The sequence below is a fragment of the Leifsonia sp. P73 genome (genome assembly GCF_051059105.1).
Lineage (GTDB): Bacteria > Actinomycetota > Actinomycetes > Actinomycetales > Microbacteriaceae > Leifsonia.
Window position 1 is genome coordinate 33,400 of the sequence record NZ_CP194932.1, and the last position, 26,760, is coordinate 60,159.

Genomic DNA, 26,760 nt, shown 5'->3' on the forward strand with positions numbered 1-26,760 from the left:
CACACGCCCCGGGTCGCTCCCCCAGCTGCGGCCCGGGCCGCTCCCTCCCGGCCCGGCACGGAGGCCGGCCCTTGCACCTGAAGTGATATCACTCTGATATCGGACTGAAAGTGATGGGGCAGCGCCCGAGGGGCGCAAAATTGCGCGGCGACGCAGCCGCCGCCCTGACTGGTTGCAGCGGAGCCGCTACGCGGCACTCCTCTATTTGAACGTCATTTGTGACCTTTCCGGCCGGTCATCGTAGTTCGCTCCGCGCCTGTGCCCCGGGCTTTCGCGGCATATCCTCACTCGCTGCGCTCGCCTCCGGTATTCCACGACCCGGGGCTCCGGCACTCCCGCTCTCTATCGATTTCTCTCGCCGGAAGGCACAAAAAACAGTTGTCCACGCAGGGAGAGAATCGTGACCAAGACCCGTCGACCCGGCAAGACCAGTGAAGAGAAGAAGGCTCAGGCAGAAGCCCTACATAACTCGATCTGCGACCAGGTGGAGCAGCTGCGCGACTCCGACCAGTGGCGGGCGTTCCTCGACTTCGCGAAAGCGTTCCACGCCTACTCGCTGAACAACCTCCTGCTGATCCTCTCCCAGATGCCCGAGGCATCTCAGGTCGCAGGCTTCCGGAAATGGCAGTCGCTCGGCCGCCAGGTGCGCAAGGGCGAGAAGGCTATCCGGATCTTCGGCTACAGCACGAAGAAGATCACCGCGGAGGACGAGAACGGCGACGAGGTAGAAAAGCGGGTCGCCCGCTTCCCCATCCTCTCCGTGTTCGATATCGGACAGACCGACCTGGTGGACGGCGCCCAGGACGCGGGAACCCTCACGGCACAGCTCACCGGAGCGGATGATTTCGGCATCGTCGACGCGCTTTCCACCTACCTCGTCGAGGAAGGTTGGACCGTCCAGCTCCGACCGATCCAGGGCCCCAAGAACGGCTACACCGACCCTGAGGAAATGGTCGTCGTTGTCGACGCCGACCTCAGCCCCGAGCACATGGCCAAGACCCTGATTCACGAGACCGCGCACGTCGTCCTGGGCCACACCGAGGACCTGGCCGAGTACGTCGAGCACCGCGGACTGATGGAGACCGAGGCCGAGAGCGTCGCCTACGTCGTCGCCGGCCTGATCGGATTCGACACCAGCGCCTACAGCGTCGGTTACATCGCCGGATGGTCGGACGCGGACACCGACCTGATCAAGTCCACCGCTGCCCGCGTCCTCCGCGCCGCTCACCAAATCGCCGGAATCCTCGACCCCGCCGACGAGGGCGACGACACCGAAGACGCCGCCTGAGACCTGGGAGGGCCGCTCTCGAGCGGCCCTCCCCCACTAACCCAGAAGGAAACCCCCATGATCATCACCTACGAGCGGCCCGGCGCTCTCGACCAACAGCAGCTCGACCCCGCCGCGCCCGACGCGGACCTCAGCCCCACCGGCCAGCAATGCGGAAACACCACCTACGACGTCGGCGGCCTCGAATGGCACTGCGCGCCCCGCACCCGGGAGACGACGAGCACCGCGCCGCATTCGAGCGCAACGGCGAAGGCCCCGAGGGTGCAGTCGGATTCGCGTGGACCTACCAATACGCCGACGACGAGCCGAGCGACGGAATCGACCACTCCGCGCCGACACGCTCCCTCACCGTCACACTGCGCTACCCCGAGCGAGCGGCGCGGGGCATCGATACCGAAAGTGTCGCAGCCAGCATGATCCGCGCCGCCCTGGATCACTTCTGGGAAGGCGACCACGACGACGTGACAGCCACCACAACCTCCAGCTGAACGGTGGGCCGCCGGTCGTGAGGGGGCCGGCGCCCCTCCCCCGCACCCGCACCCGCACCCGCACCCGCAGTCGCAGTCGGCACGGAGGCTAACCTGACAGGATCCTCTTCGCCGGTCTTATCGAGCGAGCTGCCGGCTGAACTTCGTCGCTGCCTGAAGGTGCTACGCCAATGGCCGGCCGGCAGGCAGGTTCTTGCCTGAATCCTCGAAACGCTCACCCGCGTTGTACTCCGACTCACGGCGATTCACTTCAGACTCCAGCGCTCGCACGAGGAATGCTGACCATGTGCGATCGCCTGCCTGGAATGCGGTCGCGCGGAAGGCGGCTTTAGCTCGTCGACTCAACTCATCAGGAACATAGAACGAGATCCGGGCCGTATCGTTCGAGCTCGCCTGAGCAGCCGCCTCTGAGGATGTTGACGTGCGGCGTTCAGCGTTATGACGGGTGGCACGAGAACGGGATTTCGAGCTACTCACTCCCGAATCCGAGCTCCCCTCCTGCCCTGTGGTCGTTTGCTTCGGCACCTCGACCGCGGGCTCGTCCACCGCAGGCTGTTCGCGATTCTTCCGCTGGAGCAGGCTGAGATCCAACTGACGTCGAGGAGTAAGGCCCTCAATTCGGCGCGGGCTGTCAACGTCGCTCATGCGGACTGCGCCTCCTCCTGTTCGGCCGCGGTGATCCGCGAAACGATCTCTTGGCTCAAGTTGAAGTAGTCGTCAGCGACTGAGCCTGCTGTGCGCGGTGCGAGCTGCGACGCTGTCGCTTCGCCGCGAAGCACCTGGTACCACTTCGGTGCCCGCTTGACACTCTCATCGAGTTCATAGACCAGAAGCCCGCGCTCGCGCGTTGCCTGGGCGACGGCCTCAGAATGACGAATCGTGCTGCTGAAAAGAACGTCAGGATCGCTGTTGAAGAGGTTGCTCACATGGGTGCGGGCCTCAGCCTGAATCGCTGTGGCGCCCTTACCCGTGGCAACAAGCACAACCCCAAGGAGATCAATGCGGGGGTTCAACGTCAGAACGCCCTCAAGGCGAGCGGCGACACCAGCCATACCCTTCCGGCTAGACGCATCCGACTTGATCGGCACCAACGCGTACCGCGCGGCCGCAACGGCCGCGGACTGGAGCGTCTCATCCCCTGGCGGACAGTCCAACAAGATAATGTCGTAGTTCGGGGCGATAGGCGCCAAAAGGCGAGCCAGTGAGAGCTTTGCACCATCGGGGTCTTTGCTCGCTTTTACCCCGAGAACCGCGACTGCCTCGTCGAGGCGAGGTCCCCCAACAAGCACATCAAGGTTCTGCCTTACGGCGGTCACGGGACCAACCTGCTCGCCAAGCATGAGCGCTCGCGCGAACGACTCCCCTTCATCGTCGGTTTCCTGGCCGGTGTATCCCAGGTCTTCGGCCAAGTTCCCCTGAGGGTCAAGATCGACAAGAAGCACACGGAAGCCGCTGGAAGCTAGATAGCCGGCGACGTTCGCAGAGATCGACGTTTTCAATACGCCACCTTTGCTGTTGATTACCGCGATGGTGCGGCTAAGCGCAGCGCGCTCATTGGCGCTTAGAGGTCCTGCAGGCATCTTCACTCTCCCGTTCACATCACAAGTTTCGGGCAAAATGGCTCCATTAGTGGCAATGACACGCCTAGAGCCAATAGAGCGATTAGCGCCAATAGCACCAATGGCACTAGTAGAGCGGATGGCGCTAATGGTGCAATTGCCACTATTAGAAGCATTGGCGCTAATAGCGGCAATAGAGCCATTTATGCACTGTATGCGATCCGTGCCTTGGCGGGGCGGCCCCCATGCCGAAGACGTCAGCCGGGCCCTGCGGTGTCGGCCGCGTCGCGGATCCGTTTTGCATATAGTGACCGTTCGGGGGACTTATGCACGTGGGAGTGGTCGATAGCGGGGCGCTGCGGCACGGAGGCCGCCCGCCAATGGAGCCGCTGCGCGGCACTGAAAGTGCTCTGCATTCTTTGACCTTTCCGGCCGATCACCGTAGCTCGCTCCGCGCCTGCCGTTCCGGGCTTTCGCGGCATATCCTCACTCGCTGCGCTCACTCCGGTATTCCACGACCCGGCACTCTCGGTGCTCCCGCTCACTATCGATTTCTCTCGCCGCAAGGCAAAGAAAAACGGTTGGTTGAGAGAGAGAAGAAGACGATGAGCACACTCATTACGGACACCGATGACGTCACCCGGTTCTGTGGGGCTTTTTCCGACGTGACCCTCGCACACGACGTCGCCACGACGCTGGGATGCCGAGAGGCCGAAGCGCTGGCCGGGATCCTCCGGGCGTTGGGAGAGCCTGCAGCAGCCGATATGTGGCTGGACGCACACGCACACGGTGACGAACCGGGGGACCAGCACTACCAGGCTGCACCCGAGCCCTACACCGTCCCGATCGACCCGATGGAGGACTTTCAATGCGACTCCTGCCAGTGACGGCAGACTGGACGCAGGGGCGCACGCGTTGCGTGCGCCCCCTTCGATGCCCCTGAGCGGGGCATCCCCATGACCACGTTTACGCCGGCAGAAATCATCCTTGGCGGTATCCAGGACACGCGCGAGAGCTTCGCGGACCTGTACGTCGAGCTGCACGAGCTCCGCCAGGAAGCGGCCTACTACTACCACCGCGCCTTCGTCGACGACGGGCCGAAACCCCAGCAGGAGGGTGCGATGGACTTCCATCCCGCACCACCGGAGTTCGGTGGCAAGGATCTCGAACGGCCGGCACGGCGAGTCCGAATGGACCGCCTCACCCAGAAGGGCCTTGCGCTGTATGTGTACGGCGTTCGCGCCGCGCTGCAGGAGCGAGACGAGCTCCTGCGCCAGATTGAAGACGCGGAGCACGACCTGGAGCGCATGTTGATCGCGATGGACGGAACAATCGCCCACATTGTCGACCGCCACCTGCACTACATGGCCGTCCTCGAGTACCGCACCAAGAACGAATATCAGCCGGCGCCGCTCGCCCCCTGGGACGTACCGATCCGGCGGCCGGGCACCGGCGACTACCTTCCGCCGCTTCAGGGCGAATAGGGAGTCAACGTCGACACTCCGACGCCAGATGTCACAAGAACCAAGCCCCGGCCGCTCTCTCTCCCGGCTGGGGCTTTCTTGCGTCTACGCGGGTCGTTTGGGCGAATCGAGCACAGCGTTTCCCAGCAACTCGAGCAGACTACGCCAGCGCTGCTGCGCAGCGGCGGGGGAGTCGAACTGGCCGAGGTGGATCACGAACTCCGATAGCCCCTGCAGCTTGCAGCGCACGCTGACCATGATCGGCGCCGGTGGCGTCGTGATGGTTGGAACAAGCGAGGTGATGTGCTCAGGGTTGACCCACATCGTTGGGTTCTCCCAATCAGGGAAGGGCACCAGCGGCATGGGCGAATCCTATTGGTTGCCGCTACCGGCGCGGTGGGATGGGCGGACGGCCCCACCCATCCTCGATCGCGCCCCGCCACACCCACGCGGTGCGCACGATGCCGTTGACTGACGTCCAACGGACCTGCACGGCCCGATCAGTCCAGGCAATAGCTTCACACTCCGGCCGGATCACCGTCTCCGGAAAACGCACCCACGCCCGCACCGGTCGCGGCTCCGCCGGCCGGTAGACGGGATGGTGCTCGACATCGAGCTCATCATCGGTGAGGCTGACCGGTTGAGCGCGGATCAGGATCTCATCAATGCCGCGGCCGAGCCCCATCTCGGGGTATCGCCGGTTCGTTCCCATGAGCCCATTAGAACAGAAATTCGAAAGTATGTTCGAATAGAGTTCGTGAAGACGATTCGGGTGGGGGAGAGCGACTGGCTCGTTCTCGACGACGCGATACAACCGCGCTTCCTGATCCATCACGGGCCGGCGGTGAACAAGATCACCGGCGAGACGCTGATGATGTATCGCGTCGATCACTGGGTGCTGCAGCGGGATCGCCGCTGGCCCCTCGGCTACTACGAAACCCTCGCGGAGGCGCAACTCGCCGCCGAAAGCGCCCTCGGTACCCCAACGTTCCTCGCCCCGGTCACCGACCCACAGGGGCAGATCGTCACCCCCGACGAGCAACGCGAACGGTGGCTAGCCGGCCTCGACCCCCGCACCGGTCAGCAGCGCCCGACGCGACCGCCGCAGTGACCTCGGGCCCGTTGCCCCGTCTGGGTGAGTTGATGCAAGCGCAGGCGGGCTCCGCCTCCGCAACGCCGTGCCTCAGGAGAGCGCGCCGCGGGAACCAGGTGAGATGAGCTAGGTCTATGTTGGGCGCCCAAGCAAGCGTTGCGTGCGCCACCCTTGCCGCGCGGCCACCGCGGCAAGCGGAAGCCTGAAGGTGCTGGTGATCGCGGCAATGACGGCGATCGTTGGAGAGAGCGTGGCGGCGCCGCCGGTATGGATCCGGGTCGCGAGGATCGCGAGCATGGTTGAGTCGACCGCGACAATCACGAGTCCGACGATAGTCGCGGCGAGCACCGCCTGCGATGGTCGCGACTCGGGCAGCCAGCGGATGAGGGTGCCTGTTGTCATGAGGATCACAACGATGAGAGCGACAGCTGCTGCGACGACGGGCAGGGCGGGGATTGCCGCGAGAACGCTAGCCGGCTGGATGTCCCTGACGGGTGCGGCGAGTAGGAGAAACCACCAAATGCCGACGAGAGGTCCGGTGAGAAGCAGCAACCATAGGATCTTGCGTGCTTGGCGTATTGCCAATTCTCCGGCGAAGGCGGCAGCGACTTCACGGGGTGTGCCGAGCTGAATGATCGCTTTTTTCGCGGCAGCCTGCGCGGATACTTCGTGAGAAGCCGTCGCGCTGATTGCGTCATCCAACCCGCCGTGGATCTCTTCGATCACGGCCGCGCGCGCGCGGGACGAGCCGTGCAATTGCTGCCCGAGAGCCACCAGGTAGCTTTCCACCATTTGGCTTGCCGACTCGACTCCTGGGGGTGCCGGCTCTACGGCGTGACGGCGGGCCATGGTTTCTCCTGGAGAAGGGCGGAAACCGCGGTCGAGAACTGGGTCCAGAGGGCGCGTTCGTTACCGAGCGCTTGTCGGCCAGCGGTGGTCAGTTCGTACTCGCGTCGGCGACGACCACTGATAACGTGCCACCGGCTGTCGATATAGCCAGCACGTTCGAGCCGGTGAAGAGCTGGATAAATCGTGCCGGTTGGCAGGTCGAATGTGCCACCGCTGCCGGACCGGACCGCCTCGATGATCGCGTATCCGTGTCGGGGCTCGTCTTCTAGGACGGATAAGAGCAGAGCGTCGAGGTGGCCTTTCAGTGCCTCCGGCCTCATCGGCAACATAGGCCCTCCATTCCGACGGATCGTCGTGACGTTGGCCTGGCGACTCCGGTTCTCCAGGCCTATAGTAGCAACACTACGTATTGCGTTACTACCTATTGGTGGGCGATTACCATGACCGACACAGCTGTCCTCCCGTCGCTTGATGAAATCGAGGATCCCAGAAGTGACCTCATCGGGAGCAAGGCGGCGAATCTAGTCCGCGCTGTCGCACACGGATTCCGTGTCCCTGCCGGGCTCGTGGTCACTGCGACCGCGCTCAACACACTCGGAGATGATCTCGACGCCGCCCTCGACACGGCGGTAGACCGAATCGGTGCCGCCCCTTCGCTGTCCGGTCGTCTGCTGTGGCGGAGGATCTGGCGGATGCGTCCTATGCGGGCCTCTACGAAACCGTGCTGAACGTCGAGCGTGGGAACCTCGCCGACGCTGTCCGGCACGTCATCGCGTCGGGACTGGACGCTCGCGTGGCCGCATATCATGCGGCCAACGCAAATCGGGGGAGAACGGCGGCAGCCACTGACGTGGCAGTCCTGGTGCAACAGATGATCCAACCGAGTGCGGCTGGAGTGGCGTTCACCGCCAATCCGTTGACCGGGCACCGGGACGAGACGATCGTGACCGCCGTTCGCGGGCTCGCAGAGCAACTCGTAGCGGGCGAAGCGATCGGTGAAGAATGGGTTATCCGCAACTCCAAGGCCGCGCTCACTCGTGATGGTGAAGGCGTGCTCACCCAAGTTCAAGCATTGGCGGTTGCTGCCCTAGCCCGTCGCGTCGAGATGGAGTTCGGATCGCCCCAAGATATTGAGTGGGCGATCGACAACGACGGCACCCTGTTCCTGATTCAGGCGCGCCCGATGACCGCTATCGTCGACGCTGTTGAGTGGACGCCACCTGGGCCCGGGTTGTGGGCACGCAACTTCCGGCTCGGCGAATGGCTGCCTGAGGCGATGACCCCGCTGTTCGCGGACTGGATCATCCCGAACCTCGAGTCGGGGTACCTCGATGGGATGTGGAAGTCCGCTCGGGTGCGCGTCCCGTTTCGCTACGCCACAGTGAACGGCTGGTACTACAACGCAACACCCATCCCGTCACCGAAGACCCTCTGGCGGGTACTCATCGACAGCGGCGGCCGGGCACCGTGGTTCCTCTACAACGTTCTCGCCCGCGTCTCCCGCAATCCCGTCGCAGCCGACCGCGCCACCATCCACCGACTTGAAGCCGAATGGCGCGACGACACCCTCCCCACCTACCGCCGCCTAGTAAGCGTCGCGGACGCCGAGCTCGACACGGCCGACACAGGGCGCATCGAGGAGTTGGTGAACGATGTCTCCACGATCGCCGGCTCCTACTTCTGGTCCCTCGCCGTGGTCGGCGGTTCAGCCTGGAAAATGGAGGGCGCCCTCGCCAAGTTCTGGGCTGAACACCTGGCCCCGGCGCTCATATCGACCGCTCTCGGCGACGCCGGACACCAGGTGCTGCTTCGAGGGCTTTCAGACGCGGCAGCGACATTGCCAGGCCATGCCGTCTACTCGCTCGACTGGTACTTCCCAACAGCCGGGGAAAACGCCGCCGAGGATACGTACGCATCGCCAACCCGTGCTGTGGATCACACCAGGACAGGCACCCTCGTCTCCGAACGCGTGGCAGCGGAGGCCGCCTGCCGGACGGCGCTGGCAGGCAACCGAAAGCTGCTCAGCAAGTTCGACGGGCTTCTCGCCGTCAACCAACGATTCGCCTCTCTTCGTGAGGAACAGGCCCGGTACCTGACCCTCGGCTGGCCCGTGCTTCGTCGATGCGCCCAACACCTCGACGCACAACTGCGACAGGCGGGAGTGATCGACGACGCCGAAGATGTCTACTTCCTCACGCTCAGCGAGATCCGTGCTGCGGCAGCCGGCCTGACCACGCAGGCGAAGGAGCGGAGGGGCCTCTGGGGCAGGCAACGTCGATTGCCGGCGCCGCTCACCATCGGCACGCCGCCTCGCCTTATCGGTGATCCGATCGCACGCGCCGTCGCGACGGCCAGAGCTGGCCACGAGGTGCCGGAAGGGGCGATCCTGGGCCACCCAGCAAGCATCGGCCGCGCAACGGGAAGGGTGCGCGTGATCAACGGTCCCGCCGATTTCGACAGTTTTCGGGAAGGCGAGGTTCTCGTTGCCAGAGCCACCGCGCCCGCCTGGACGCCACTGTTCTCACTCGCAGCAGCAGTCGTCACCGATGGTGGCACGCTCGCCGCGCACGCCTCACTCATCGCCCGCGAATACGGCATCCCTGCCGTCGTGGGCACGGGGAATGCGTCCGTGCAGCTGACCACAGGGCAGTTGGTGACCGTCGACGGTTCCGCTGGAACTGTCACGCCCCATAACTGAACCGACCGGACGCGCACCGGACCGCAAGAGTCCTACTCGAGCGGCTGAGTGAGCTCCGGCCCGTTGCCTCGCACCGGGCCCACCTGGTCGAATCGCAGCGTCTCCGCCTCCGCGATTCCGGCGCGTACGGCTTCGTCGACGAGCGTCTGGTCGCCGGCCACGGTCGGATCGATCCAGTGCTCCCACATCCGCTGCGGCAGAATCACCGGATTCCGGTCGTGAATGTCCGCCAACGTCTGCACCGCGTCGGACGTGATGATGGTGGCGGTGAGCTGCCACCGTGAGTCGTCGTCGCGATCCTTCGTCGGGTCGGCCCACCAGGAGTAGAGGCCGGCGAACCCCATCACCTGATCGTCCGGGTAGCGGATGAAGTACGGGATTTTGTGACCTTTCGGCCCCTGCCACTCGTAATACCCGTTCGCGAGCACGATCGCCCGATGTGACTTCACCGGACCGCGCCACAACGGCTTCTCGGCCATGTCCTCAGCTCGAGCGTTGAACGTCGACGCTTTCAGCTTCAACGTTTTCGACCAGCTGGGCACCAGCGACCAATACGCCGCCTCAAACCGGGCCTGCGGCTCCGCCTCGCCGTTGCCGGATTCGAACAGCAGGGGGATGTTCTCGGTCGGCGCGATGTTCCAGCTGGGCTCCCAACCCGGTCGCCAGTCCTCCGGCATCTTGCCTGTCGACTCGACGAATTCGGTGATCGCCGCATTCACTTTGTCGTCCATCGCGAAACGTCCGCACATAGCGCAGAGCGTACCCGGCACACCCGACGGGGAGCCCGGCGCGGTTGGTTGCGTTTCTGCGTGCCTTCGCGGTAAAGTGAGGAGCGCTCTAGTAGTGCGCAAAAAACGGTTGAACCGGAAGGTTCGGCCGTTTTGTTGTTCTAACCGGCGAACTCCGTACCACCCGTGCGGATCGCCGCATGTGACTGGTTGATTGCCGTCCGGCGGTCAACCTTCGTCGACCGGTTGGGTCGACACCTCGCAACAGGAGGTGGCTGATGCCCCCACTGCTGACCGAGGCTCTTCAGTACGCCAGCGCGTTCCCGTTCTTCGGGCTCGTCGCCGGCGTCGTGATCCTGGTCGCTGCTTTCAGTGACAGGGTCAACCGTCGTGTCGTGCGCCTCATTAGGGCGTTCCGCGGCGGGAAGAAGTAGCCAAAAATCGCAGGTGCCCCCAACCGGCAGGAGAGCTCTGCCCAAAATCTGCTCGCAAACGATCGTTTTCGCACACCCATGCAAGCAGGCCCGCGCTCTCGTTCACAGCTCAGAAACCCCGAAGTGGAAGAGTAGAGCCGACCGTGTGAACATTCGCAGCCGCTGCTAGCCTCGGCGCACTACTTACCCCGCGCTGGTGAGGGCCTGTGCTTTAGGGTCGGAGCGTGAGCTGGGACGCCCCGCGGTCTGAACGAGCGAGAAGGCACGAACGTCTCGGCACACGGCACTTACTGCCCGCTGTCCGGCTCCCGCTTTGCGCTTCCGCTCTTCGGCAGGACATGCACTAGCTCACCGTCGGTTGAATTAGAGGAGATCCGTGCTCGCCCTGAGCATCCCCAGCCCACCCCCGCAATTGGCACAGTTCCAGATAGGTCCACTGACTGTGCACGCCTATGCGCTGTGCATTCTCGGCGGCATCATCGCCGCGGCCCTGATCACCGCGCGCCGGCTCGGTCGCCGCGGCGTCGACCGAGGAATCGTGCTCGATGTCGTCCTCTGGGCCGTGCCGCTCGGCATCGTATGCGCCCGCTTCTACCACGTGTTCACCCACGTCGGCGATTACTTCTACCCGGGCGCGAACCTCTGGAATGTCTTCGCCATCTGGGACGGCGGCAACGCCCTCTACGGGTCCCTCCTCGGCGGCGCTCTCGGGGTCTACATCGCCTGCCGACGTGCCGGCCTCCGGTTCTGGGCATTCGCCGACGCTCTCGCCCCAGCGCTGCTCGTGGCCCAGTCACTCGGGCGGTTCGGAAACTACTTCAACCACGAACTCTTCGGCCTGCCGACCACCCTCCCGTGGGGACTGCAGATCGAAGCCACCAATCCCAAGTTCCCCGCCGGGATGCCGCCCGGCACATTGTTCCACCCGCTCTTCCTCTACGAGATCATCTGGAACCTCGTCGGTGTCGCCCTGATCCTGCTCCTCGAGCGGCGATTCCGCCTGCAGTGGGGTCGCGTGCTCGCGCTCTACCTCATCTGGTACGGACTCGGCCGCAGCTGGCTCGAAGCGATCCGCATCGACCCGACCAGCGACGGGTGGCTGGGAATCCCCGCGAACGTGTGGGCCTCCTTCGCCGCCGTCGCCGTCGGAATCACCCTGTTCATCGTCCAGACCCGTCGACACCCGGGCGCGGAACCCTCCCCTATCTGCGGCCGGCACTCACCGACCTGCAACCCCAGGCGGCCGAACAGGCGACCGCCGAAGCTCAGCGGGGCTGACCGGCAGCCGCCGCCACGGAATCGGTGCAACTGCTGACTTCGGTGCCCCGGCAAGAAGCTCGGGGCCGAGGCGGGATAGCGTGGGCGGGTGCGAAGACTGAGGCGTTCGTGGACATTGCAGGCCTGAGGCTGCTGGTGGCGGTCGCCCGGACGGGTAGCATCTCCTCCGCAGCCCGCGAAGCCGGCGTCACGCAACAGGCGGCCTCGATGCGGCTCGCGGCGCTGGAACTGGATCTGGGCGCGGCTCTACTCGTGCGCAGCAGTCGGGGCGCGCATCCGACCGAGACGGGCGCCCTCATCGTGGAGTGGGCCGCCGACCTCCTGGACGCCACGGAACGGTTCGGCGCCTCCGTCGCCTCCCTGCGCCAGACGACGGACGACACGCTGCGTATCGCCGCCAGCATGACGATCGCGGAGCATCTCGCGCCGCGCTGGCTCACGGCGCTGAGTGCCGGCGGGCGGGGACCGCGCATCGAGTTGACGGCCGCGAACAGCGAAGCGGTCCTCCTGGCCGTCCGCAACGCCGCGGCGTCGATCGGGTTCATCGAGACGCCGGATGTACCCACCGATCTGGGCACTGTGGAGTTCGCGTCAGATGAACTGGTCGTCGTCGTCGGACGCACCCATGCGTGGGCGCGACGGGCGCGCGGCATCTCGGCGGAGGAGCTCGCCCGCACTCCGCTGGTCTCCCGCGAACGCGGCTCGGGGACCCGTCTCGCATTGGAGCGCGCGCTGACGGATGCCGGTCATCCGCCGGTTCGACCGGCGCTGGAGCTCTCCTCCACCAGTGCGATCCGCGCCACCGCTGCGGCGGGCGACCACCCAGCCGTGCTGAGCATCCTGGCCGTGCGGGAGCAGGTCGCCACCGGGACCCTCGTCAAAGTCCCGATCCGGCAGTTGCGCATCACCCGGCCGCTGACCGCGGTGTGGCGGCGCAGCGGGTCGGGCGTGCCCGCGAGCGCACGTCCGCTGCTGGAGGTCGTGCACGCGATCTCGTGACGGCGGTCAGAGCTGCCCGGTAACGGCGAGCACTCCCAGGCTGGTGACGGTGACGAGCGTCGACAGCACGGCGCCCAGCACCAGCGGCCGCCAACCGGCGCGACGGATCGCCGCCACATCGGTGGACAGGCCGATCCCGCCGAGCGCCACCGCTACCAGGAACACGCTCGCCGTCACGAGCCCTTCGTGCAGGTCGGCGGGAACCGCGATGAGCGTATTGGCTGTGGCGACGACGAGGAATCCGACGAGGAACCAGGGGATGAGACTGATCAACCGCCGCGCGGTCAGCGGAGCGCCGGCCTTCGTCCGCCGGTGCTCGACCACGGCGAGCGTGATGCTGATCGGGACGATCATAAGCGTGCGCACGAGCTTGATGACGACGGCGTATCCGAGCGCGGAGGTCGCGAACAGGCTCGCGGCGGCGACCACCGAGCTGGTGTCGTTCACCGCGGTGCCCGCGAACAGACCGAATGCGTGGGTGCTCATCCCCAGCGCATGCCCGATGAGAGGGAACACCAGCACGGCGACCGCATTGAACAGGAAGATCGTCGAGACCGCGTAGGCGATCTCGGAGCTCGCGGCGCCGATGATCGGAGAGATCGCCGCGATCGCCGACGCGCCGCAGATCCCGGTCCCGACACCGATCAGGGTGCGTTCCCGGCGCGGAATGCGCAGAGCCCGGCCGACGCCCCACGCGGCGAGGAGGCACACCGCCAGCGTGGAGAGCATTACGGGAAGGGACTGCACACCCACGACGAGCACGCTCGACAACGAGAGCTGGACGCCCAACAGGACGACCGCGAGTTGGAGCACGAACTTCCCGGAGAAGCCGATGCCTGGCACGAGCCGGGCGCCTGGCCGGCGAATCAGGCTCACCGCGATTCCGATGACGAGGGCCGGGAGGGCGCTGCCGACCGCTGGCACCACGCGCGAGACACCGGTGGCGGCCAGCGCAATCAGAACGGTCAGCCCAACACCGGGCGCGACCTCGGCTCCCCGGGCAGCGATCCTTCTCGGCAGAGTCCGGACGGGAGAGAGTTCCATGCTTCGACCGTGACGGATCTGCCCGAAACGGGCTAGATCGAGCCGGTTGTGGCGTCACAAGCAGCGCTTGTGACGCCACCTCATCACGCCGATTTGACCGGTACGGGCGTAGCCAGCGATGTGCCGGCCACCCAGGTGCGGTAGCCCCCGTCGAGGTTGACGACGTCGAAACCGTGCTGGTCGAGGATGCGCGCGGCGGTGTGACCGCGCTGGCCCACCTGGCAGTGCACCACGATCGGGCCGGCCGGCAGCTCGCCGAGCCGGTCGCGCAGCTCGTCGACTGGGATGTTCACAGCGCCGGGGATCGAGCCGGCCGCATGCTCACCGGCCGTGCGCACATCGACCAGGGTGGCGCCCGCGGCCAGCGCGGCGCCGAGCTCGTGCCACTGCAGGGAGCGGGTGGTCCCGTTGCGGAGGTTGTCGGCGACGTAGCCGAGCTGGTTGATCGGGTCCTTCGCCGACCCGAACTGAGGCGCATACGCCAGCTCGAGACGCATCAGACCGGAGGCGGTGATCCCGCCCGCCATGGCGACCGCGATCACGTCGATACGCTTATCGACACCCTCGCCGCCGACGATCTGCGCACCCAGGATCGCATCCGTCGCAGGGTCCACGAGCAGCTTCATCGACATGGACTGGGCACCCGGGTAGTAGGTGGCGTGCGAGGCAGGATGCGTGTGGATGACTCGGTGCGCCCGCCCAGCAGCGGTGAGCTGCCGTTCCCCCCAGCCGACCTTCGCCGCGACGGCGTCGAAGACTTTCACGATCGCGGTGCCGAGGGCGGGCGTGTTGTGCTCCTCGCGGCCGGCGATGACGTCGGCTACGGATCGGCCGTGACGGTTGGCGAGCCCGGCCATGGTCACGAGCGCCTCTGCGCCGCTGAGCGCATCCACCTTCTCGACGCCATCACCGACGGCGAAGATGTGCTCGACACTGGTGCGGTTGCGGGCATCGACCGCGATCCCGCCCGTCGACCCCAGCCACAGACCGGCCGAGCGCGCCAGGTCCACGCTCGGCACCACACCAGACGCGTCGATGATGAAGTCCGGCCGAACCGTCGCGCCGTCGCTGAGCAGCACCACCCCCGCCTCGACCGTGTCGATCGTGACGGAGGTGCGCACGTCGACGCCGTGGCTACGCAGCTGCGCCTCAACGGGCGCAACCATCTCCACGTCGAGCGGGCTCAGGATGTGTGGGCCGCGCTGGATGAGCGTGACGTGGATGCCGCGCCGCACCAGGTTCTCGACGGCCTCGAGGCCGATGAAGCCGGCCCCGACGACGAGAGCGGAAGGGTTGTCCGCGGCGGCGTCCACCAGCACGCCGATCGCGTCGACGTCCTCCACCGTGCGGAGGGTGTGCGTCGGGATGCCGGGATGCCCCGCGGCCTCCCGTGCAGAAGCTCCGACGGCGAGGATCAGCTCGTCATAGCTCTCGGTCATGGTCTCGCCCGCGGCGACGTCGAACACCGAGACGGTGCGCGCGACCGGATCGATCGCGAGAACCTCATGGCCGGTGCGCACATCGAGCCGGAACCGGGCCGCCAACGACTGCGGAGTCTGCAGCAGGAGTGACGACCGATCGGTGATCACGCCGCCGACGTAATAGGGCAACCCGCAGTTCGCATACGAGACGTACGGGCCGCGCTCGAACACCACGATCTCCGCAGTCTCGTCGAGCCTGCGCAGCCGGGTCGCGGCCGACATTCCTCCGGCGACTCCGCCAACGATCACGATCTTCATGCTGTGTACCTCCCGAGGGCGGTTTGGTGATACCCTCCCCGGTATCGTACTATACGGAGGGGGTATACCGAATCGCCCCTACCAGACCCAAGAAAGAGAGTTCCAACCCATGTGCTACCCCGCCACCTGCAAAGTCTGCGGCAAGACGACCTGGAGCGGCTGCGGCCAGCACGTCGCCGACGTTCGCCGGCGCGTGCCCGCGAATCAGTGGTGCAACGGCACCCACACCGACGCCGAGAAGGCTGCCGCCTCCGGTGGCGGGTTCTTCGGCCGGCTCTTCGGACGCAGCTGACCATGAGCACCGTCACCCTCACCGCCGACACGCTCAAGGGCCAGATCGAGCGGAACGACATCGTCCTGATCGACTTCTGGGCGGCCTGGTGCGGCCCCTGCCGCATGTTCGCCCCCGTCTTCGAGACCGCCTCCGAACAGCACCCGGACATCGTCTTCGGCAAAGTCGACACCGAGACCGAGCAGGAACTCGCCGCGGCCGCCGGGATCACCTCGATCCCCACCCTCATGGCCTTCCGCGACGGGGTCCTCGTCTTCTCCCAGCCCGGAGCCCTCGCCGCCCGCGACCTCGAGGATCTGATCGGCCAAATCCGCGCCATCGATCCAGCTGAACTCACCGCCGCCAAGGCACGCACCTGACCCGAAGAGATACCCTGGCGGGTACCCACGACGCCCCCTCGGCGCCATCGAGAAAGTAGAACATACCGTGGCCACCACCACCGCCTCTGACATCAAGCCCGTGCTCAATCGGCTCCGCCGCGCGCAGGGCCAGCTCAACGCCGTCATCGCCGCCGTCGAGAACGGCGGCAAATGCCGCGACGTCGTCATCCAGCTCGCCGCAGTCTCCAGTGCGCTCGACAAAGCCGGCTTCCAGATCATCTCCACCGCCATGCAGAAATGCATCACCGACCCCGACGACACCTCCGACCCCATGACGGTCGAAGAGCTGCAAAAACTCTTTCTGACTTTGGCATGAAGACAGTGAACGAGGCACCGACGGCTGGTGTGGTCATCCACCTAAACGAGGCCGATCCGATCAAGCACGGCGCTGTCCTGCGGAACATCCGCAACCTCATGGACGCGCTTGGACCGGGAACCGATCTTGAACTCGTCGTCCACGGGCCGGGAATCAGCATCGTCCTACCAGATAGCCCGCACCGCGAGACCCTCCGCGCCCTCCAACACGGCGGGCTCATCGTCGACGCCTGCCAGAACACCCTCCGAAGCATGGAAATCGGCCCTGAACAACTCGTGCCGGACTCCGTTATCGTTCCGTCGGGAATCGCTCATCTCGTGATCCGACAGCGCAAAGGCTGGGCGTACTTGCGGCCGTAATGCCGTCGCGTCCATTCGTCACTTGCGTTTCGCAGGCTATTCAGGTGGCACGACTCGCTTGGCGCTGCGGCGATGCCCGGGTAGTACCGCTGACCACCGAGGGAAGCCTACCGAAAACGATCGTTTGCGAGCAGGCGTCGCTGCGTCGATCGCCCAGCCCGGGATTACGCGGATGACGTGTTGCTCAAAACCCTTGCCGAAACCGCCATTTGTTCAAAACATGGCCCGAGGGTTTTTGAGCAGGTCTGGTAGAATGGGAAGGTCGAAAGGGGCAGCGATGAGCGTCAAGACTGCGAGCACTATCTCCGCCGCCGAGCGCGAGCTCCGCGAGCGTGTGGTGGCTGACGCTGCGCACAGCTCCGAGATGGAGGGTCTGTCGTCCACGGCCGAGTTCCGTGCGGATGCGGCAGCGTTCGTCGAGGGGAGTTCGACGCCGACGAGCTGGTGCGTCGCACCCGCGCCCGCTACGGCCTTGCCTGAGTTCGTCGACCCGTACCTCGAGCCCGCCTCGGGCATCCTCCGCAACAACGTCGGCATCACGGATCAACGCGCCCTCGACGACGCCGAGGCCGACCTGGTGGAGGCACGACGCGTCCAGATGATCCTCAGACCGGTGAAGGCCACCGGGGATCTCCGACAGCTGCAAGCGATCCACGGCCAACTGTTCCAGGACGTCTACGACTGGGCCGGCCAGCTGCGCACTGTCGATATCCGCAAAGGCACCGACGCGGACGCGGAATTCTTCATGCCGGTGTCCCGGCTCGAGTCCGGGGAGGGTTCGCCTTCGCGGAGCTCGCGGACGAGAAGCAGCTGCGCGGCCTAGACCGCGACCGGTTCGTGGAGCGCCTGGCGCATCACTACGACCAGGTGAACTATCTGCACCCATTCCGCGAGGGAAACGGGCGTACACAACGCATCTTCTGGACTCAGATCGCCGCCGGCGCTGGCTACGACCTCGACTGGAGCCAGGCAACCGGTGCCCAGAACGACCATGCGTCCCGGGATGCGATGGAGCGCCGGGACTTCGCTGGCCTGCGCACGATGTTCGATCGGGTCGTGCAGCCGGCAACGCCAGGCGGCCGGCTCACGCCGGAGCGCTTGGAGCAGCTGCGCGTGTTCGCCAGCATGGGCGGTCCCGCTCCGCGGTCGCGCGGGATCTCGTCGACGCCGGCGCGGCCGACGCGATCGCAGACGCAGGGATACGACAACGACCGGGGGAGGGGACGATGACCGTCGTCGGATACGCGCGCGTCTCGAAGCGCGAGCAAAACTCGCAGGCGCAGGAGGCCGAGCTGAAAGCCGCCGGCGCCGAACGAGTCTTCATCGATCACGGCGACTCGAGCCGGGTCAAGGACCGGCCGCAATGGGTCGCCTGCATGGACTACCTCCGCGCTGGTGACGTGCTGCTGGTGCGCCGGCTGGATCGCCTCGGCGGCACTGAACGGATCCTGATCGAGACGCTGCACGAGCTCGAGGACAAGGGCGTCGATATCAAGAGCCTCACCGAACCGGTGATCGACACTACAAGCCCGATGGGGCGCGCGCTGTTCGGCATCGTCGCCGTGTTCGCGCAGCTACGCGTCGACACCATCCGGGAGAACACCCGGCTCGGGTTGGAGTATGCACGCGCCCAAGGTCGTGTCGGCGGCCGCCCCACGGTGATGACACCGGAGCGCATCGAGGTCGCCCGCCAAATGCGTGCGCAGACACCACCGGCGACGTGGGACACGATCGCCAAGACCCTCCGAGTCGGTTCTGCCACCGTTAGACGGGCCCTCACCTCAAGCGCAGACGGGGGTCCAGGCGCCGTCAGTTAGCCGACCGGTGCCGAGGGTGCACTCTGCGCACCTGGTGGTGGGATGGAACAATGCAAAGGTGTCCGGTGCTCCCGATTCCCCCGCGCATGACCTGGCCGCCGGGAAGCCGCCGAGGTGGAGTCAACGTCGACGGATCCTGATCGTTCTCGGCCTCAACGTCGCGCTGATCGTCGGCCTGGTCATCGCGGGGGTTCTTGCTCATTCGGTGAGTGTTCTCGCTGCCGCAGGCGACACCGTGGCTGACTGCTTCGCGCTCGTGCTGGGACTGGTCGCCATAGCTCTCCGTGATCGGGATCCGGACCACCCGCACGCGCAACGGCCGATCGCCGTCGCCGCGCTCGTGAACGCGACGCTCTTGCTTGCCGTGACGGTGACCGTCACCATCGAGGCGATCTCCCGGCTGCGTGAAGGTTCCCCGCCGGTTGAGGGTCTGCCGATGGTGATCGCCAGCCTGGTCACAATGGTCGTCATGCTTTCTGGCGCCTTCGTCCTCGGCCGCTCAGCAGCGGGCGAGGATCTGCATATGCGGTCTGTGTTGATCGACGCCCTCGCAGACGCTGCAGCTGCGGCGGCGATCACGGTGGCCGGCATCATCATCCTGGTCACGAATGGCCTCTACTGGCTCGACCCGGTGCTTGCCCTGGGGGTCTCGGTTGTGATTGCTATCGCGGCGGTCCAGCTGATCATCAAAGCGGTTGCGGCTTTGCGTGGGAAGCCTGTCGACTTCGACGACGACTGAACTGCAGCAAAGGCGAAATGAGCCGTCCAATTTGCACCGAACTCGCCGTTGATCTTTAATCTGCGTATGGATGCAGATAAGGCGATATGTGGACGGCTCCCCGACAGTCAGTACGTTGAGCTCGCGGTGGAGGTGTTCGCCATGCTGGCAGATGCGACCCGGGTACGGATCGTGCTCGCGCTGAAGGATGCGGGCGAGCTGTCGGTGAACCACCTGGCGGACATCCTGGACAAGCAGCCGGCTGCGGTCTCGCAGCATCTCGCGAAGCTTCGGCTCGCTCGGATCGTCTCGACGCGTCAGGACGGGCAGCGGGTGTTCTACCGGCTCGAGAACGAGCACACGAGCCGGCTGGTCACAGATGCGATCTTCCAGGCGGAGCACTCACTCGGCGGGACACCGCGCCACCATCACACCGAGGCCAATCTCGGCGCGGAGGCGACTGCGTGACGGGAACGCATACCCACGAGCACGACGACGACGACCACGACCACGACCACGGGCACACTCACGACCACCCGCATGGACACGGGCATGGACACGGGCACGGGCACGACCATGATCACGGTCATCAGCATCCGACCGGCTTCAAGGGATTCTTGTACGGTCTGTTCGTCCCGCACTCGCACGACGCGGCCGACTCGATCGACGACGCTCTTGAGGCGAGTACCGAGGGTGTTCGTGCGCTGAAGATCAGCCTGTTCATTTTGCTGGGCACGACACTCTTGCAGGCGTTCATCGTCGGGTTCAGCGGGTCGGTCGCCTTGTTAGCGGACACCATTCACAACTTCTCCGACGCGCTGACCGCCGTGCCACTGTGGATCGCGTTCGTGCTGGGCCGCCGGATCGCGTCCCGCCGCTACACCTACGGCTACGGGCGAGCGGAAGATCTGGCCGGCCTGTTCATCATCGCCGTCGTCGCGCTCTCCGCGGTCGTCGCGGCGTGGCAGTCGATCGACCGGCTCTTCCATCCGCATCCGCTGGAGAACCTCGGCTGGGTGATCGTTGCCGGCGTCATCGGCTTCGCCGGGAACGAGGCGGTCGCCGTCTACCGCATTCGGGTCGGTCAGCGCATCGGCTCTGCCGCACTCGTCGCAGACGGCGTCCACGCCCGCATCGACGGGTTCACGTCCCTCGCCGTCGTGATCGGTGCACTCGGCGTCATGCTCGGTTTCCCGCTGGCCGACCCGATCGTGGGTCTGCTGATCTCGGCCGCGATCATCGTGCTGCTGTGGGGCACGGTCTGCAGCATCGGCCGACGGCTTCTGGATGGCATTGAACCTGAGCTCGTCGACCAACTTGAGCACGCCCTCGAAGAGACCCCCGGCGTCACCGCCGTTCCGCGTGTGCAGTTGCGCTGGGTCGGCCACCGTCTGCATGGCGGCGCGCAACTGGTCGTCGACACGCAGAGCCTGCACGACGCGCAGCAGATTCTGGAGGCGGCGCGTTCCCACGCGCGCAGCCACCTACGCAATCTCGATGAGCTCCAGCTCGAGCTCGTACCTGAGGCAGTGGCTGCGTCGTCGTGACGACGCTTCGGTTTCTCCACGATTCCGACGCTTTGGTCTACCTCACAACCTGCTCACGCCACTTCTCTACGTCGGGGCCGAGGTACCGGATTGTTCGTTTGCTGACTGCAACGAACGCTGGACCCTGCCCGCTCTCACGCATTCGACGAAGCTCCTCGAGCGTCAAACCGGTCTGGGCCGCGGCCTCGTCGGGTGTGTAGGAGCGCAGTTGTGTGGGCACGGTGATGCGGTGCCGGCGGAGGTGTGCGGCGCTCATTACTGGCAGCTTTCGCAGTAGAGCTCGTCCATCGGATCGACGGGCACCTGGTACACCTCGAGCGCCTGCTGGGATGCGAGTCGCGCGATCAGGTCGGGCCGGTACCCGTCCCAGCTGCTCCCGTCGGCAACCGTGACCGGTGCCGTGGCGTACGAGGCTCCCACCGCCTGCAGGGGGTAGTCGTTGGTCGTGACTGACACCAGCTCGTAGGCGATGCCGGCGCTGTCCATTGCTGCTCTGGTTTGGTCGCTTGTTGCGGATCCGGACTCCACGTACAAGGTGACGTTCGTGCTCATGGCGCGCTCCCTCTCTCATCTCAAACCCATTTGCCTTTCGGCGCTTTTGCCGAAACAGCGCCGGGGGTGAATGAGCAAGAGACCGTGGAATACCGGAGCGAGCGCAGCGAGTGAGGATATGCCGCGAAAGCTCTTGCTCAGAGAGGAACGGTGCGTACCATCACCTAGCCGAAAGGCAACGGAGTTGCCCAACGAACAGGCCCCACCGAGCGATGCTCGGCGGGGCCTGTTCTACAAGCTGAGGAGCCGTAGGCTCACCCTTCATGGCTCTCGGGCTGCGGTGCAGCTGCAGCACGGCGCTTACGCGTGCGCGGTGCGGACTGACCTGGCGCACGGGCGCCAATCTCGCGGAGGTTCTTCTCGGTCCAACCCGCCGCAAGTGCGGCACTCCAAGCCTTGTCGTGCGCGGCGGCGGCATCCTTGACCGCCTGCTCCGCGGCGTCGAAGGCGTTGGTGGCAGACACGAGTTCTTCAACGGATCGCACGCGTGCGTTCTGCTCCGCCTCGATGATGGCCCGCGCCTTACGGGCGGCTTCCTGTGGGTCCAGTTGTACGTCGCTCATAGCCCCAGATTAACAGGACCGCAACCGCTCCACTAGGCGTAATGGTGCACCCTCCAGGTGCTGCCTCACCGATGCTGGCGCACCGTTCGGGCGGAGCCCTAAGCGGAGCAAGCTATACAGTTACCCGGGGTAACTGGCTTGTGGTGCTGGACTGTCGCGTCCGGCACCGACATACTGGTCGTATGGTCCCCGCCAGGAGGCGGGTTCGCTGCGCTGGGCCAGAAGGACGGGGGAGGGGCGATGTCGGAGCAGAACGAGAGCCGACTCTTCGGCCGTTCTCGACGTGCCAACGCTCCCAAGGGAGCGAAGCGCGATAAGCGCTACGAGGTGTGGGTGAATCCCGAGGAGAACACGCAGCTGCTAGCCCGTGCCGCGGTTCGGGATGTGACGGTTCCGCGTCTGTTGTTCGAGTCCGCGATGAGCGTCCACGTTCAGACGGATACCGATCGCAAGGCTGCGATCGTGGAGATTTTCGCCGTGCGTCGGCTGTTGGCGAACCTGGCGAACAACGCAAACCAGCTCGCGAAGTACGCGAATAGTGAGGGAACCTTCCCGGCCGAGGCCGACGCGATCGTCAGCGAGTATCGGGCGATCGTGCCGCGCCTGTCCGCCGCGATTGAAACGCTGGCCGACTCATGATGCCGAACATCACCCGGGGGAGCCGGATGGGTGGGCTCATGGTCTACCTCGCCGGTCCCGGACGCTCGAACGAACACGAAGAGCAGCACCTCGTCGCCGGCAACTCCGCCATCGTCACGATGCACGGCTACGGCGTGCTCGATCGTAAGACGGCCCTCGCGATCGCGAAGGACCTCGACGAGCCGCGCGTCGCGCTCGGCGTCGAGGTGACCCGCACCCAGAGCATCACCGACCCCGAAACGGGTCAGGTTCACTCGACCACGACCCCGGCGGATGTGTGGCACTGTTCATTGTCTCTGCGCGCGGACGAGGGCCAACTGTCCGATGAGAAGTGGGGCGCGATCGCGCAAGACTTTGTGGACCGGATGGGATTCACCGAGGCCAGCGGCAAGGCCGAGTGCCGGTGGGTCGCCGTCCGTCACGGACTCTCCACGAACGGCAACGACCACATCCACATCGCGGTCTCCTTGGTGCGCGAGGACGGCACCAAGGCGAGCACCCACAACGACTTCAAGAAGGCGCAGGACACGTGCCGCGACCTCGAGCGAGAGTACGGGCTGCAGCAGCTTTCCAGCCGTGAGCACGGTCTGGGGGAGCGGGGCATCAAACCCGCCGAGCAGGAACGCGCACGCCGCACCGGCGCCGTCGAAGTCGACGCGCACCGGCTCGAGCGGGCCGTCCGTGCGGCGGCGGCCGCGTCGGTCGACGAGGGCGAATTTGTGCGTCGCACGCGCCGGGCCGGCGTCCTGATCCGGCCCCGCTTCGCGGCTGGTCGTGACGACGTTGTGGCGGGCTACTCGGTTGCGCTGCGCACCGAGCACGGCACCCCACCGGTTTGGTACGGCGGCGGCCGGCTGGCACGTGACCTGACCCTCCCGCGGCTGCGCGAGGGATGGCCAGACAGCCCACAGGCGGCGCAGAGTGCGGTCGACGAGTGGAAGGCCACGAGCCGCAACCCGTGGCAGTACCGGCCGGTCTCGCCGGGCCGTGAAGAGAACGAGCCGGCACCGGAGCTGTGGCAGAAATACTCGGACGACATGCGGCGGATGCGCGATGAGCTGCGCAGCGTGCCACCGGGCGATCGGGCCGCGTGGGCACACGTCGCGCGCGACACCGCCGGAGCGTTCGCCGCATGGTCGCAGCGGGTCGAGACGACGCCAGGGCCGCTTGCTGCAACCTCCCGTGAGCTTGCCCGATCCGCGCAGATCAAAGCGCACACGTCGAAGCCGAAGAAGGTCAGCATGGGCAGCGCCGGCGGCGCCGCCATGCTCCTGATGCAGGCCGCGAGCCAGGGCCAAGGGACGATGGCCGAGGCGATCCTGATGCGCCAACTGGCGCGGCTCACCGTGGCGATCATCGACATGCACAAGGCCATCGGGGACGAGGTTCGCGCGGCGGAGATCTCCCGCACTCTGAACTCGCAGATGGCCACGGTGGCCTCGCGGCTCCCGGAGGTCCCACGGAAGGGTGAGAGTACCCCGGCCGCTGACGTCGACGAGCGCACCGCCGAAGCGGTGCGGATCGCGCAGACCGGACTTAGCGCCCCGCGGCCCGGGTCGCCGGTGCCGACGAAGATCGAACCCGCCAAACCCTACAAGCCCGCGACCGGACCCGAGCAAGACCGCGGCATCGGACGATAACGGAAGGTGGCAATCATGGCCGAAGAGAATGACGGCATCGCGGACGCACTGGACGGTCAGCTGCGCATCGCACTTACTGTGGCGGCACAGCTGGGCGCACGGTTCGCGCGTATCCGGGAAGAGCTCGCTCGAACACGACAGGCGCAGACCGAGCAGCAGAACCGCGAGCTGCAAGCACGATTCGATGCCGAACGAGCGGCAGCACGCGCCGAGCTCGCACCGGTCCATGAGCGCAGCTGGTGGGACTCCGCCAACCTCGAGCAGATCGCCAACGTGCACGAGACCGCCACCGCCTGGCACGGCATCGACCCCGAGGCCGACCGAGCCGGCGAACGCATCGCACAGGAGGTCCGAGACCGCTACGGCCTGGACGTCCAGGACCTCGACGCCGACCCGTCCGCGGTGCGTGAGGCGCTGGCCCGGGCAGAGCGCGCACGCTCAGAAGCAGCCGCCTCGCGCGGTGAAAGTGCCGTCGACATAGCGGAAACCGGCGCGTTCCTCACCGCGGCCGAGACGCTCGATCGAATGGCCGAGGAACGCCAGCAACAGGCGGACGAACGCGACGAGCGAGTTGCGGCGGAGAACGACAGGGACGTGACCGACGAACTGCGCGGCGATGCGAACGCGAACCGCGTGGACGCAGCCGAGGCTTTCGATAGCGCTGAGCGGCGAGACCGGTTCGCATCGTCGCTTGAAGGCAAGGCCGACCGCGAGGTCATCGACGCGCGCATGACTGCTGCCGCGGGCCAGGCACGCCATCCCAGGGAGGCGGTGACCACCGCGATGACACGAGCGCCCAAGGCGCGCAAGGCGTCGACCGGACAGGCGCCACAGCGTGAACGGAACCTCAGTAGGTAATGGCGTAAGAGTCGGACATGGTGCTCGCCCGCCGTGATTCCGCAGGGAAGACCTACATTCGGCAAGTGGTTGTGAAATTCACCGAAATCACAACTCAGATGTCGCGGTGTCGGGGATCGGTCTAGACCCGTCTCGGCGAGCGTTGGCCTCGAGCCCGTGGAGCCACTGCGGGCCTAACTATTCGCGTCCTACCTGGCCTCTCTAATGGGTATCGCTACGTATCCTATAGACGGTTCCAGACGCTCCATCGGCAGAGCGGATGTGGTTGGCGAATGGTGCTGGGGGAGAGCATCATTGCCACATGACGACGACAGCCCCCAGCCAGCAGGTGGCAGAGAAGCGCAGGCCAACGGTGCCTCCGGTTGCCTCCCGCGACCTTCTGCTGCCGGACATGCTGGCGAGGACGGGCCGGCACGGAGTGCCATCCGCCGTCGGTTCCTTCAGACCGACGGAAGGGGCGCAGATGGTTCGCGCGCAGCGACTCTTGCCAAGATGCTTCGCGGTAGGGACGGCTCGACGTTAGACGCCTACCTCCTGATCCACGCGATGGCATCAGCCAGTGAGCCTTATCGAGCGGCCTACTTCTCGAGCTCCTGGGTGCGGCTGATGCGCTTCGACCAAGACGCTGCGCCAGCCGCAGCGAGCTCACGATGGTCCAAGACTGCAACGCGACTCGAGAAACTCAAACTCATCGAACGCAAACGAGTAGGCAACGTGCAGGAGTACCACCTACTCGACGAAGCAGGCAACGGCGAACCCTACAAGAGACCGACGAAGCTCGCCGACGGCAGGTGGTTCTCCCTTCCCTACGAATACTGGCTGGACGGGTGGGACGCGAAGCTGTCAACGGCAGAAAAAGTGATGCTGCTTATTGCGCTCGACCAACCGGACGGGTTCCAGATCCCTTACGACAGATTCTCGAAGTGGTATGGAGTGTCTGAATCGACCGCAAAGCGAGGGCTGACTGGATTGGCCCGGCGCGGGATCATTGACGTGAACACTGACTGGCACATCAACGGACGGAGTGAGTTCGGCTGGGTCGAAGTACGCAGCTACACCACGGTCGGTATCTGGTCAAAGTCGGAGCGCGACGCCCTGATGAAAACAAAGCCTAAGAGGCACACGCCGATCGTCTTCGTTCCGGTGAACGCAGAGGAAGGGGTATCCCCTAGCGACGACACGCCAGCTCCTGCTCGGGACCCTCAGTGTCGGCGGTGCCAAGTAAAATAGTGAGGATTAGACAGAAATACCCTGCCAGCGTTAGCTGGCAGGGCCACCCGGCTCCGTAGAGTCAGAATTCTTTGGCGAGAATCAACTGACTTTATCGCTCTCCGACTGGGAATTTCAACTGCGGAATTCCTCGGAGACGAACGCGGAGCCTCCCATCAGCACGTCAAAAGACGGCAGAAAGGGGAGACA

At 65.6% G+C, this 26,760-nt stretch carries 33 protein-coding genes; 23 read left to right on the top strand and 10 right to left on the bottom strand.

Translation table 11 applies throughout. The annotated features are described in order from the left end of the window. Positions 1-400 precede the first annotated feature (400 nt). Both ACQ86L_RS21495 and ACQ86L_RS21500 read left to right on the top strand, forming a co-directional pair. Positions 401-1,288, top strand: coding sequence for an ArdC-like ssDNA-binding domain-containing protein (locus ACQ86L_RS21495; RefSeq protein ID WP_392342557.1), 888 nt, complete (start codon positions 401-403; stop codon positions 1,286-1,288). A 185-nt stretch (positions 1,289-1,473) separates the two neighbouring features. Next, positions 1,474-1,776, top strand: coding sequence for a hypothetical protein (locus tag ACQ86L_RS21500; protein WP_392342460.1), 303 nt, complete (start codon positions 1,474-1,476; stop codon positions 1,774-1,776). A 162-nt stretch (positions 1,777-1,938) separates the two neighbouring features. On the opposite strand, the gene ACQ86L_RS21505 is transcribed toward ACQ86L_RS21500, so the two are convergent. Together ACQ86L_RS21505 and ACQ86L_RS21510 are read right to left on the bottom strand one after the other, a co-directional pair. Then, positions 1,939-2,421, bottom strand: a complete 483-nt coding sequence (locus ACQ86L_RS21505) for a ParB family protein (RefSeq protein WP_392342462.1) — start codon at positions 2,419-2,421, stop codon at positions 1,939-1,941. Continuing rightward, positions 2,418-3,374, bottom strand: a complete 957-nt coding sequence (locus ACQ86L_RS21510) for a ParA family protein (protein WP_434318997.1) — start codon at positions 3,372-3,374, stop codon at positions 2,418-2,420. The genes ACQ86L_RS21505 and ACQ86L_RS21510 overlap by 4 nt, the downstream gene beginning before the upstream one ends. A gap of 542 nt (positions 3,375-3,916) precedes the next feature. Between ACQ86L_RS21510 and ACQ86L_RS21515 the strand changes: the two genes are divergently transcribed. Beyond that, entirely contained in the window at positions 3,917-4,222 is a 306-nt protein-coding gene (locus ACQ86L_RS21515; RefSeq protein WP_392342466.1) for a hypothetical protein, read from the top strand. Between the two features lie 69 nt (positions 4,223-4,291). Continuing rightward, on the top strand, positions 4,292-4,819 hold the full coding sequence (locus ACQ86L_RS21520; protein ID WP_392342467.1) for a hypothetical protein: 528 nt from the start codon (positions 4,292-4,294) through the stop codon (positions 4,817-4,819). 84 nt (positions 4,820-4,903) lie between these two features. Here the strand turns inward: ACQ86L_RS21520 and ACQ86L_RS21525 are convergent, their stop codons facing one another. Further along, on the bottom strand, positions 4,904-5,161 hold the full coding sequence (locus ACQ86L_RS21525) for a hypothetical protein (RefSeq protein ID WP_392342468.1): 258 nt from the start codon (positions 5,159-5,161) through the stop codon (positions 4,904-4,906). Between the two features lie 235 nt (positions 5,162-5,396). On the opposite strand from ACQ86L_RS21525, the gene ACQ86L_RS21530 reads away from it, so the two are divergent. After that, complete coding sequence (locus ACQ86L_RS21530; protein WP_392342469.1) at positions 5,397-5,909, top strand: hypothetical protein; 513 nt, start codon at positions 5,397-5,399, stop codon at positions 5,907-5,909. Between the two features lie 114 nt (positions 5,910-6,023). On the opposite strand, the gene ACQ86L_RS21535 is transcribed toward ACQ86L_RS21530, so the two are convergent. Together ACQ86L_RS21535 and ACQ86L_RS21540 are read right to left on the bottom strand one after the other, a co-directional pair. Then, entirely contained in the window at positions 6,024-6,683 is a 660-nt protein-coding gene (locus ACQ86L_RS21535; protein ID WP_392342471.1) for a permease prefix domain 1-containing protein, read from the bottom strand. A gap of 35 nt (positions 6,684-6,718) precedes the next feature. After that, positions 6,719-7,069 carry a PadR family transcriptional regulator gene (locus ACQ86L_RS21540; RefSeq protein WP_434318998.1) on the bottom strand — a complete coding sequence of 117 codons (351 nt, stop codon included), beginning with the start codon at positions 7,067-7,069 and terminating at the stop codon, positions 6,719-6,721. A 344-nt stretch (positions 7,070-7,413) separates the two neighbouring features. Between ACQ86L_RS21540 and ACQ86L_RS21545 the strand changes: the two genes are divergently transcribed. Then, positions 7,414-9,438, top strand: a complete 2,025-nt coding sequence (locus ACQ86L_RS21545; RefSeq protein ID WP_392342474.1) for a PEP/pyruvate-binding domain-containing protein — start codon at positions 7,414-7,416, stop codon at positions 9,436-9,438. 32 nt (positions 9,439-9,470) lie between these two features. Here the strand turns inward: ACQ86L_RS21545 and ACQ86L_RS21550 are convergent, their stop codons facing one another. Next, positions 9,471-10,187: an SOS response-associated peptidase gene (locus tag ACQ86L_RS21550; protein WP_392342476.1), complete on the bottom strand. Its 717-nt coding sequence runs from the start codon at positions 10,185-10,187 to the stop codon at positions 9,471-9,473. 257 nt (positions 10,188-10,444) lie between these two features. On the opposite strand from ACQ86L_RS21550, the gene ACQ86L_RS21555 reads away from it, so the two are divergent. The 3 genes from ACQ86L_RS21555 to ACQ86L_RS21565 all read left to right on the top strand — a co-directional run bounded on the left by ACQ86L_RS21555 (position 10,445) and on the right by ACQ86L_RS21565 (position 12,877). Further along, positions 10,445-10,600, top strand: a complete 156-nt coding sequence (locus ACQ86L_RS21555; RefSeq protein WP_392342478.1) for a hypothetical protein — start codon at positions 10,445-10,447, stop codon at positions 10,598-10,600. 385 nt (positions 10,601-10,985) lie between these two features. Beyond that, the gene (gene lgt, locus ACQ86L_RS21560; RefSeq protein WP_392342559.1) at positions 10,986-11,915 is read left to right on the top strand and encodes a prolipoprotein diacylglyceryl transferase; all 930 of its coding nucleotides are present in this window, start codon (positions 10,986-10,988) and stop codon (positions 11,913-11,915) included. A 71-nt stretch (positions 11,916-11,986) separates the two neighbouring features. Then, positions 11,987-12,877, top strand: a complete 891-nt coding sequence (locus tag ACQ86L_RS21565; RefSeq protein WP_392341523.1) for a LysR family transcriptional regulator — start codon at positions 11,987-11,989, stop codon at positions 12,875-12,877. A gap of 6 nt (positions 12,878-12,883) precedes the next feature. Here the strand turns inward: ACQ86L_RS21565 and ACQ86L_RS21570 are convergent, their stop codons facing one another. Then, positions 12,884-13,921, bottom strand: coding sequence for a YeiH family protein (locus tag ACQ86L_RS21570; RefSeq protein ID WP_392342480.1), 1,038 nt, complete (start codon positions 13,919-13,921; stop codon positions 12,884-12,886). Positions 13,922-14,004: 83 nt separating this feature from the next. Next, positions 14,005-15,660, bottom strand: a complete 1,656-nt coding sequence (locus tag ACQ86L_RS21575; protein ID WP_392342482.1) for an FAD-dependent oxidoreductase — start codon at positions 15,658-15,660, stop codon at positions 14,005-14,007. Between the two features lie 109 nt (positions 15,661-15,769). Here ACQ86L_RS21575 and ACQ86L_RS21580 point away from each other — a divergent pair, with 109 nt between their 5' ends. The 10 genes from ACQ86L_RS21580 (at position 15,770) to ACQ86L_RS21625 (ending at position 21,089) form a co-directional block, all read left to right on the top strand. Next, positions 15,770-15,952, top strand: coding sequence for a hypothetical protein (locus ACQ86L_RS21580; protein ID WP_392341520.1), 183 nt, complete (start codon positions 15,770-15,772; stop codon positions 15,950-15,952). Positions 15,953-15,954: 2 nt separating this feature from the next. Further along, complete coding sequence (gene trxA, locus ACQ86L_RS21585) at positions 15,955-16,311, top strand: thioredoxin (protein ID WP_392341518.1); 357 nt, start codon at positions 15,955-15,957, stop codon at positions 16,309-16,311. A 67-nt stretch (positions 16,312-16,378) separates the two neighbouring features. Beyond that, complete coding sequence (locus ACQ86L_RS21590) at positions 16,379-16,648, top strand: metal-sensitive transcriptional regulator (protein ID WP_392341516.1); 270 nt, start codon at positions 16,379-16,381, stop codon at positions 16,646-16,648. After that, on the top strand, positions 16,645-17,007 hold the full coding sequence (locus tag ACQ86L_RS21595; protein WP_392341514.1) for a hypothetical protein: 363 nt from the start codon (positions 16,645-16,647) through the stop codon (positions 17,005-17,007). Before ACQ86L_RS21590 ends, ACQ86L_RS21595 begins: the two co-directional genes overlap by 4 nt. A 277-nt stretch (positions 17,008-17,284) precedes the next feature. Then, a complete protein-coding gene (locus tag ACQ86L_RS21600) occupies positions 17,285-17,830 on the top strand; it encodes a hypothetical protein (RefSeq protein WP_392342484.1) in 546 nt (181 codons plus the stop codon). A gap of 14 nt (positions 17,831-17,844) precedes the next feature. Next, a complete protein-coding gene (locus ACQ86L_RS21605; RefSeq protein WP_392342486.1) occupies positions 17,845-18,237 on the top strand; it encodes a Fic family protein in 393 nt (130 codons plus the stop codon). Further along, positions 18,234-18,824, top strand: a complete 591-nt coding sequence (locus ACQ86L_RS21610) for a recombinase family protein (RefSeq protein WP_392342488.1) — start codon at positions 18,234-18,236, stop codon at positions 18,822-18,824. The genes ACQ86L_RS21605 and ACQ86L_RS21610 overlap by 4 nt, the downstream gene beginning before the upstream one ends. Positions 18,825-18,882: 58 nt before the next feature. Beyond that, complete coding sequence (locus ACQ86L_RS21615) at positions 18,883-19,563, top strand: cation diffusion facilitator family transporter (RefSeq protein ID WP_434318999.1); 681 nt, start codon at positions 18,883-18,885, stop codon at positions 19,561-19,563. Positions 19,564-19,629: 66 nt separating this feature from the next. After that, entirely contained in the window at positions 19,630-20,010 is a 381-nt protein-coding gene (locus ACQ86L_RS21620) for an ArsR/SmtB family transcription factor (RefSeq protein ID WP_392342491.1), read from the top strand. Beyond that, a complete protein-coding gene (locus tag ACQ86L_RS21625) occupies positions 20,007-21,089 on the top strand; it encodes a cation diffusion facilitator family transporter (RefSeq protein ID WP_392342492.1) in 1,083 nt (360 codons plus the stop codon). The genes ACQ86L_RS21620 and ACQ86L_RS21625 overlap by 4 nt, the downstream gene beginning before the upstream one ends. Positions 21,090-21,344: 255 nt before the next feature. Here the strand turns inward: ACQ86L_RS21625 and ACQ86L_RS21630 are convergent, their stop codons facing one another. Together ACQ86L_RS21630 and ACQ86L_RS21635 are read right to left on the bottom strand one after the other, a co-directional pair. Beyond that, the gene (locus tag ACQ86L_RS21630; protein WP_434319000.1) at positions 21,345-21,641 is read right to left on the bottom strand and encodes a glutaredoxin family protein; all 297 of its coding nucleotides are present in this window, start codon (positions 21,639-21,641) and stop codon (positions 21,345-21,347) included. Between the two features lie 254 nt (positions 21,642-21,895). Next, positions 21,896-22,204 (bottom strand): hypothetical protein, encoded by a 309-nt coding sequence (locus tag ACQ86L_RS21635; protein ID WP_392342496.1) that lies wholly within the window; start codon positions 22,202-22,204, stop codon positions 21,896-21,898. Positions 22,205-22,444: 240 nt separating this feature from the next. On the opposite strand from ACQ86L_RS21635, the gene ACQ86L_RS21640 reads away from it, so the two are divergent. From ACQ86L_RS21640 to ACQ86L_RS21655, 4 genes are all read left to right on the top strand, one after another. After that, on the top strand, positions 22,445-22,843 hold the full coding sequence (locus ACQ86L_RS21640) for a plasmid mobilization protein (RefSeq protein ID WP_392342498.1): 399 nt from the start codon (positions 22,445-22,447) through the stop codon (positions 22,841-22,843). Positions 22,844-22,881: 38 nt separating this feature from the next. Next, positions 22,882-24,483: a relaxase/mobilization nuclease domain-containing protein gene (locus ACQ86L_RS21645; RefSeq protein WP_434319001.1), complete on the top strand. Its 1,602-nt coding sequence runs from the start codon at positions 22,882-22,884 to the stop codon at positions 24,481-24,483. A gap of 15 nt (positions 24,484-24,498) precedes the next feature. Then, a complete protein-coding gene (locus tag ACQ86L_RS21650) occupies positions 24,499-25,341 on the top strand; it encodes a hypothetical protein (protein WP_392342500.1) in 843 nt (280 codons plus the stop codon). 714 nt (positions 25,342-26,055) lie between these two features. Then, positions 26,056-26,571 carry a hypothetical protein gene (locus ACQ86L_RS21655; RefSeq protein WP_434319002.1) on the top strand — a complete coding sequence of 172 codons (516 nt, stop codon included), beginning with the start codon at positions 26,056-26,058 and terminating at the stop codon, positions 26,569-26,571. The last annotated feature ends 189 nt before the right edge of the window (positions 26,572-26,760 follow it).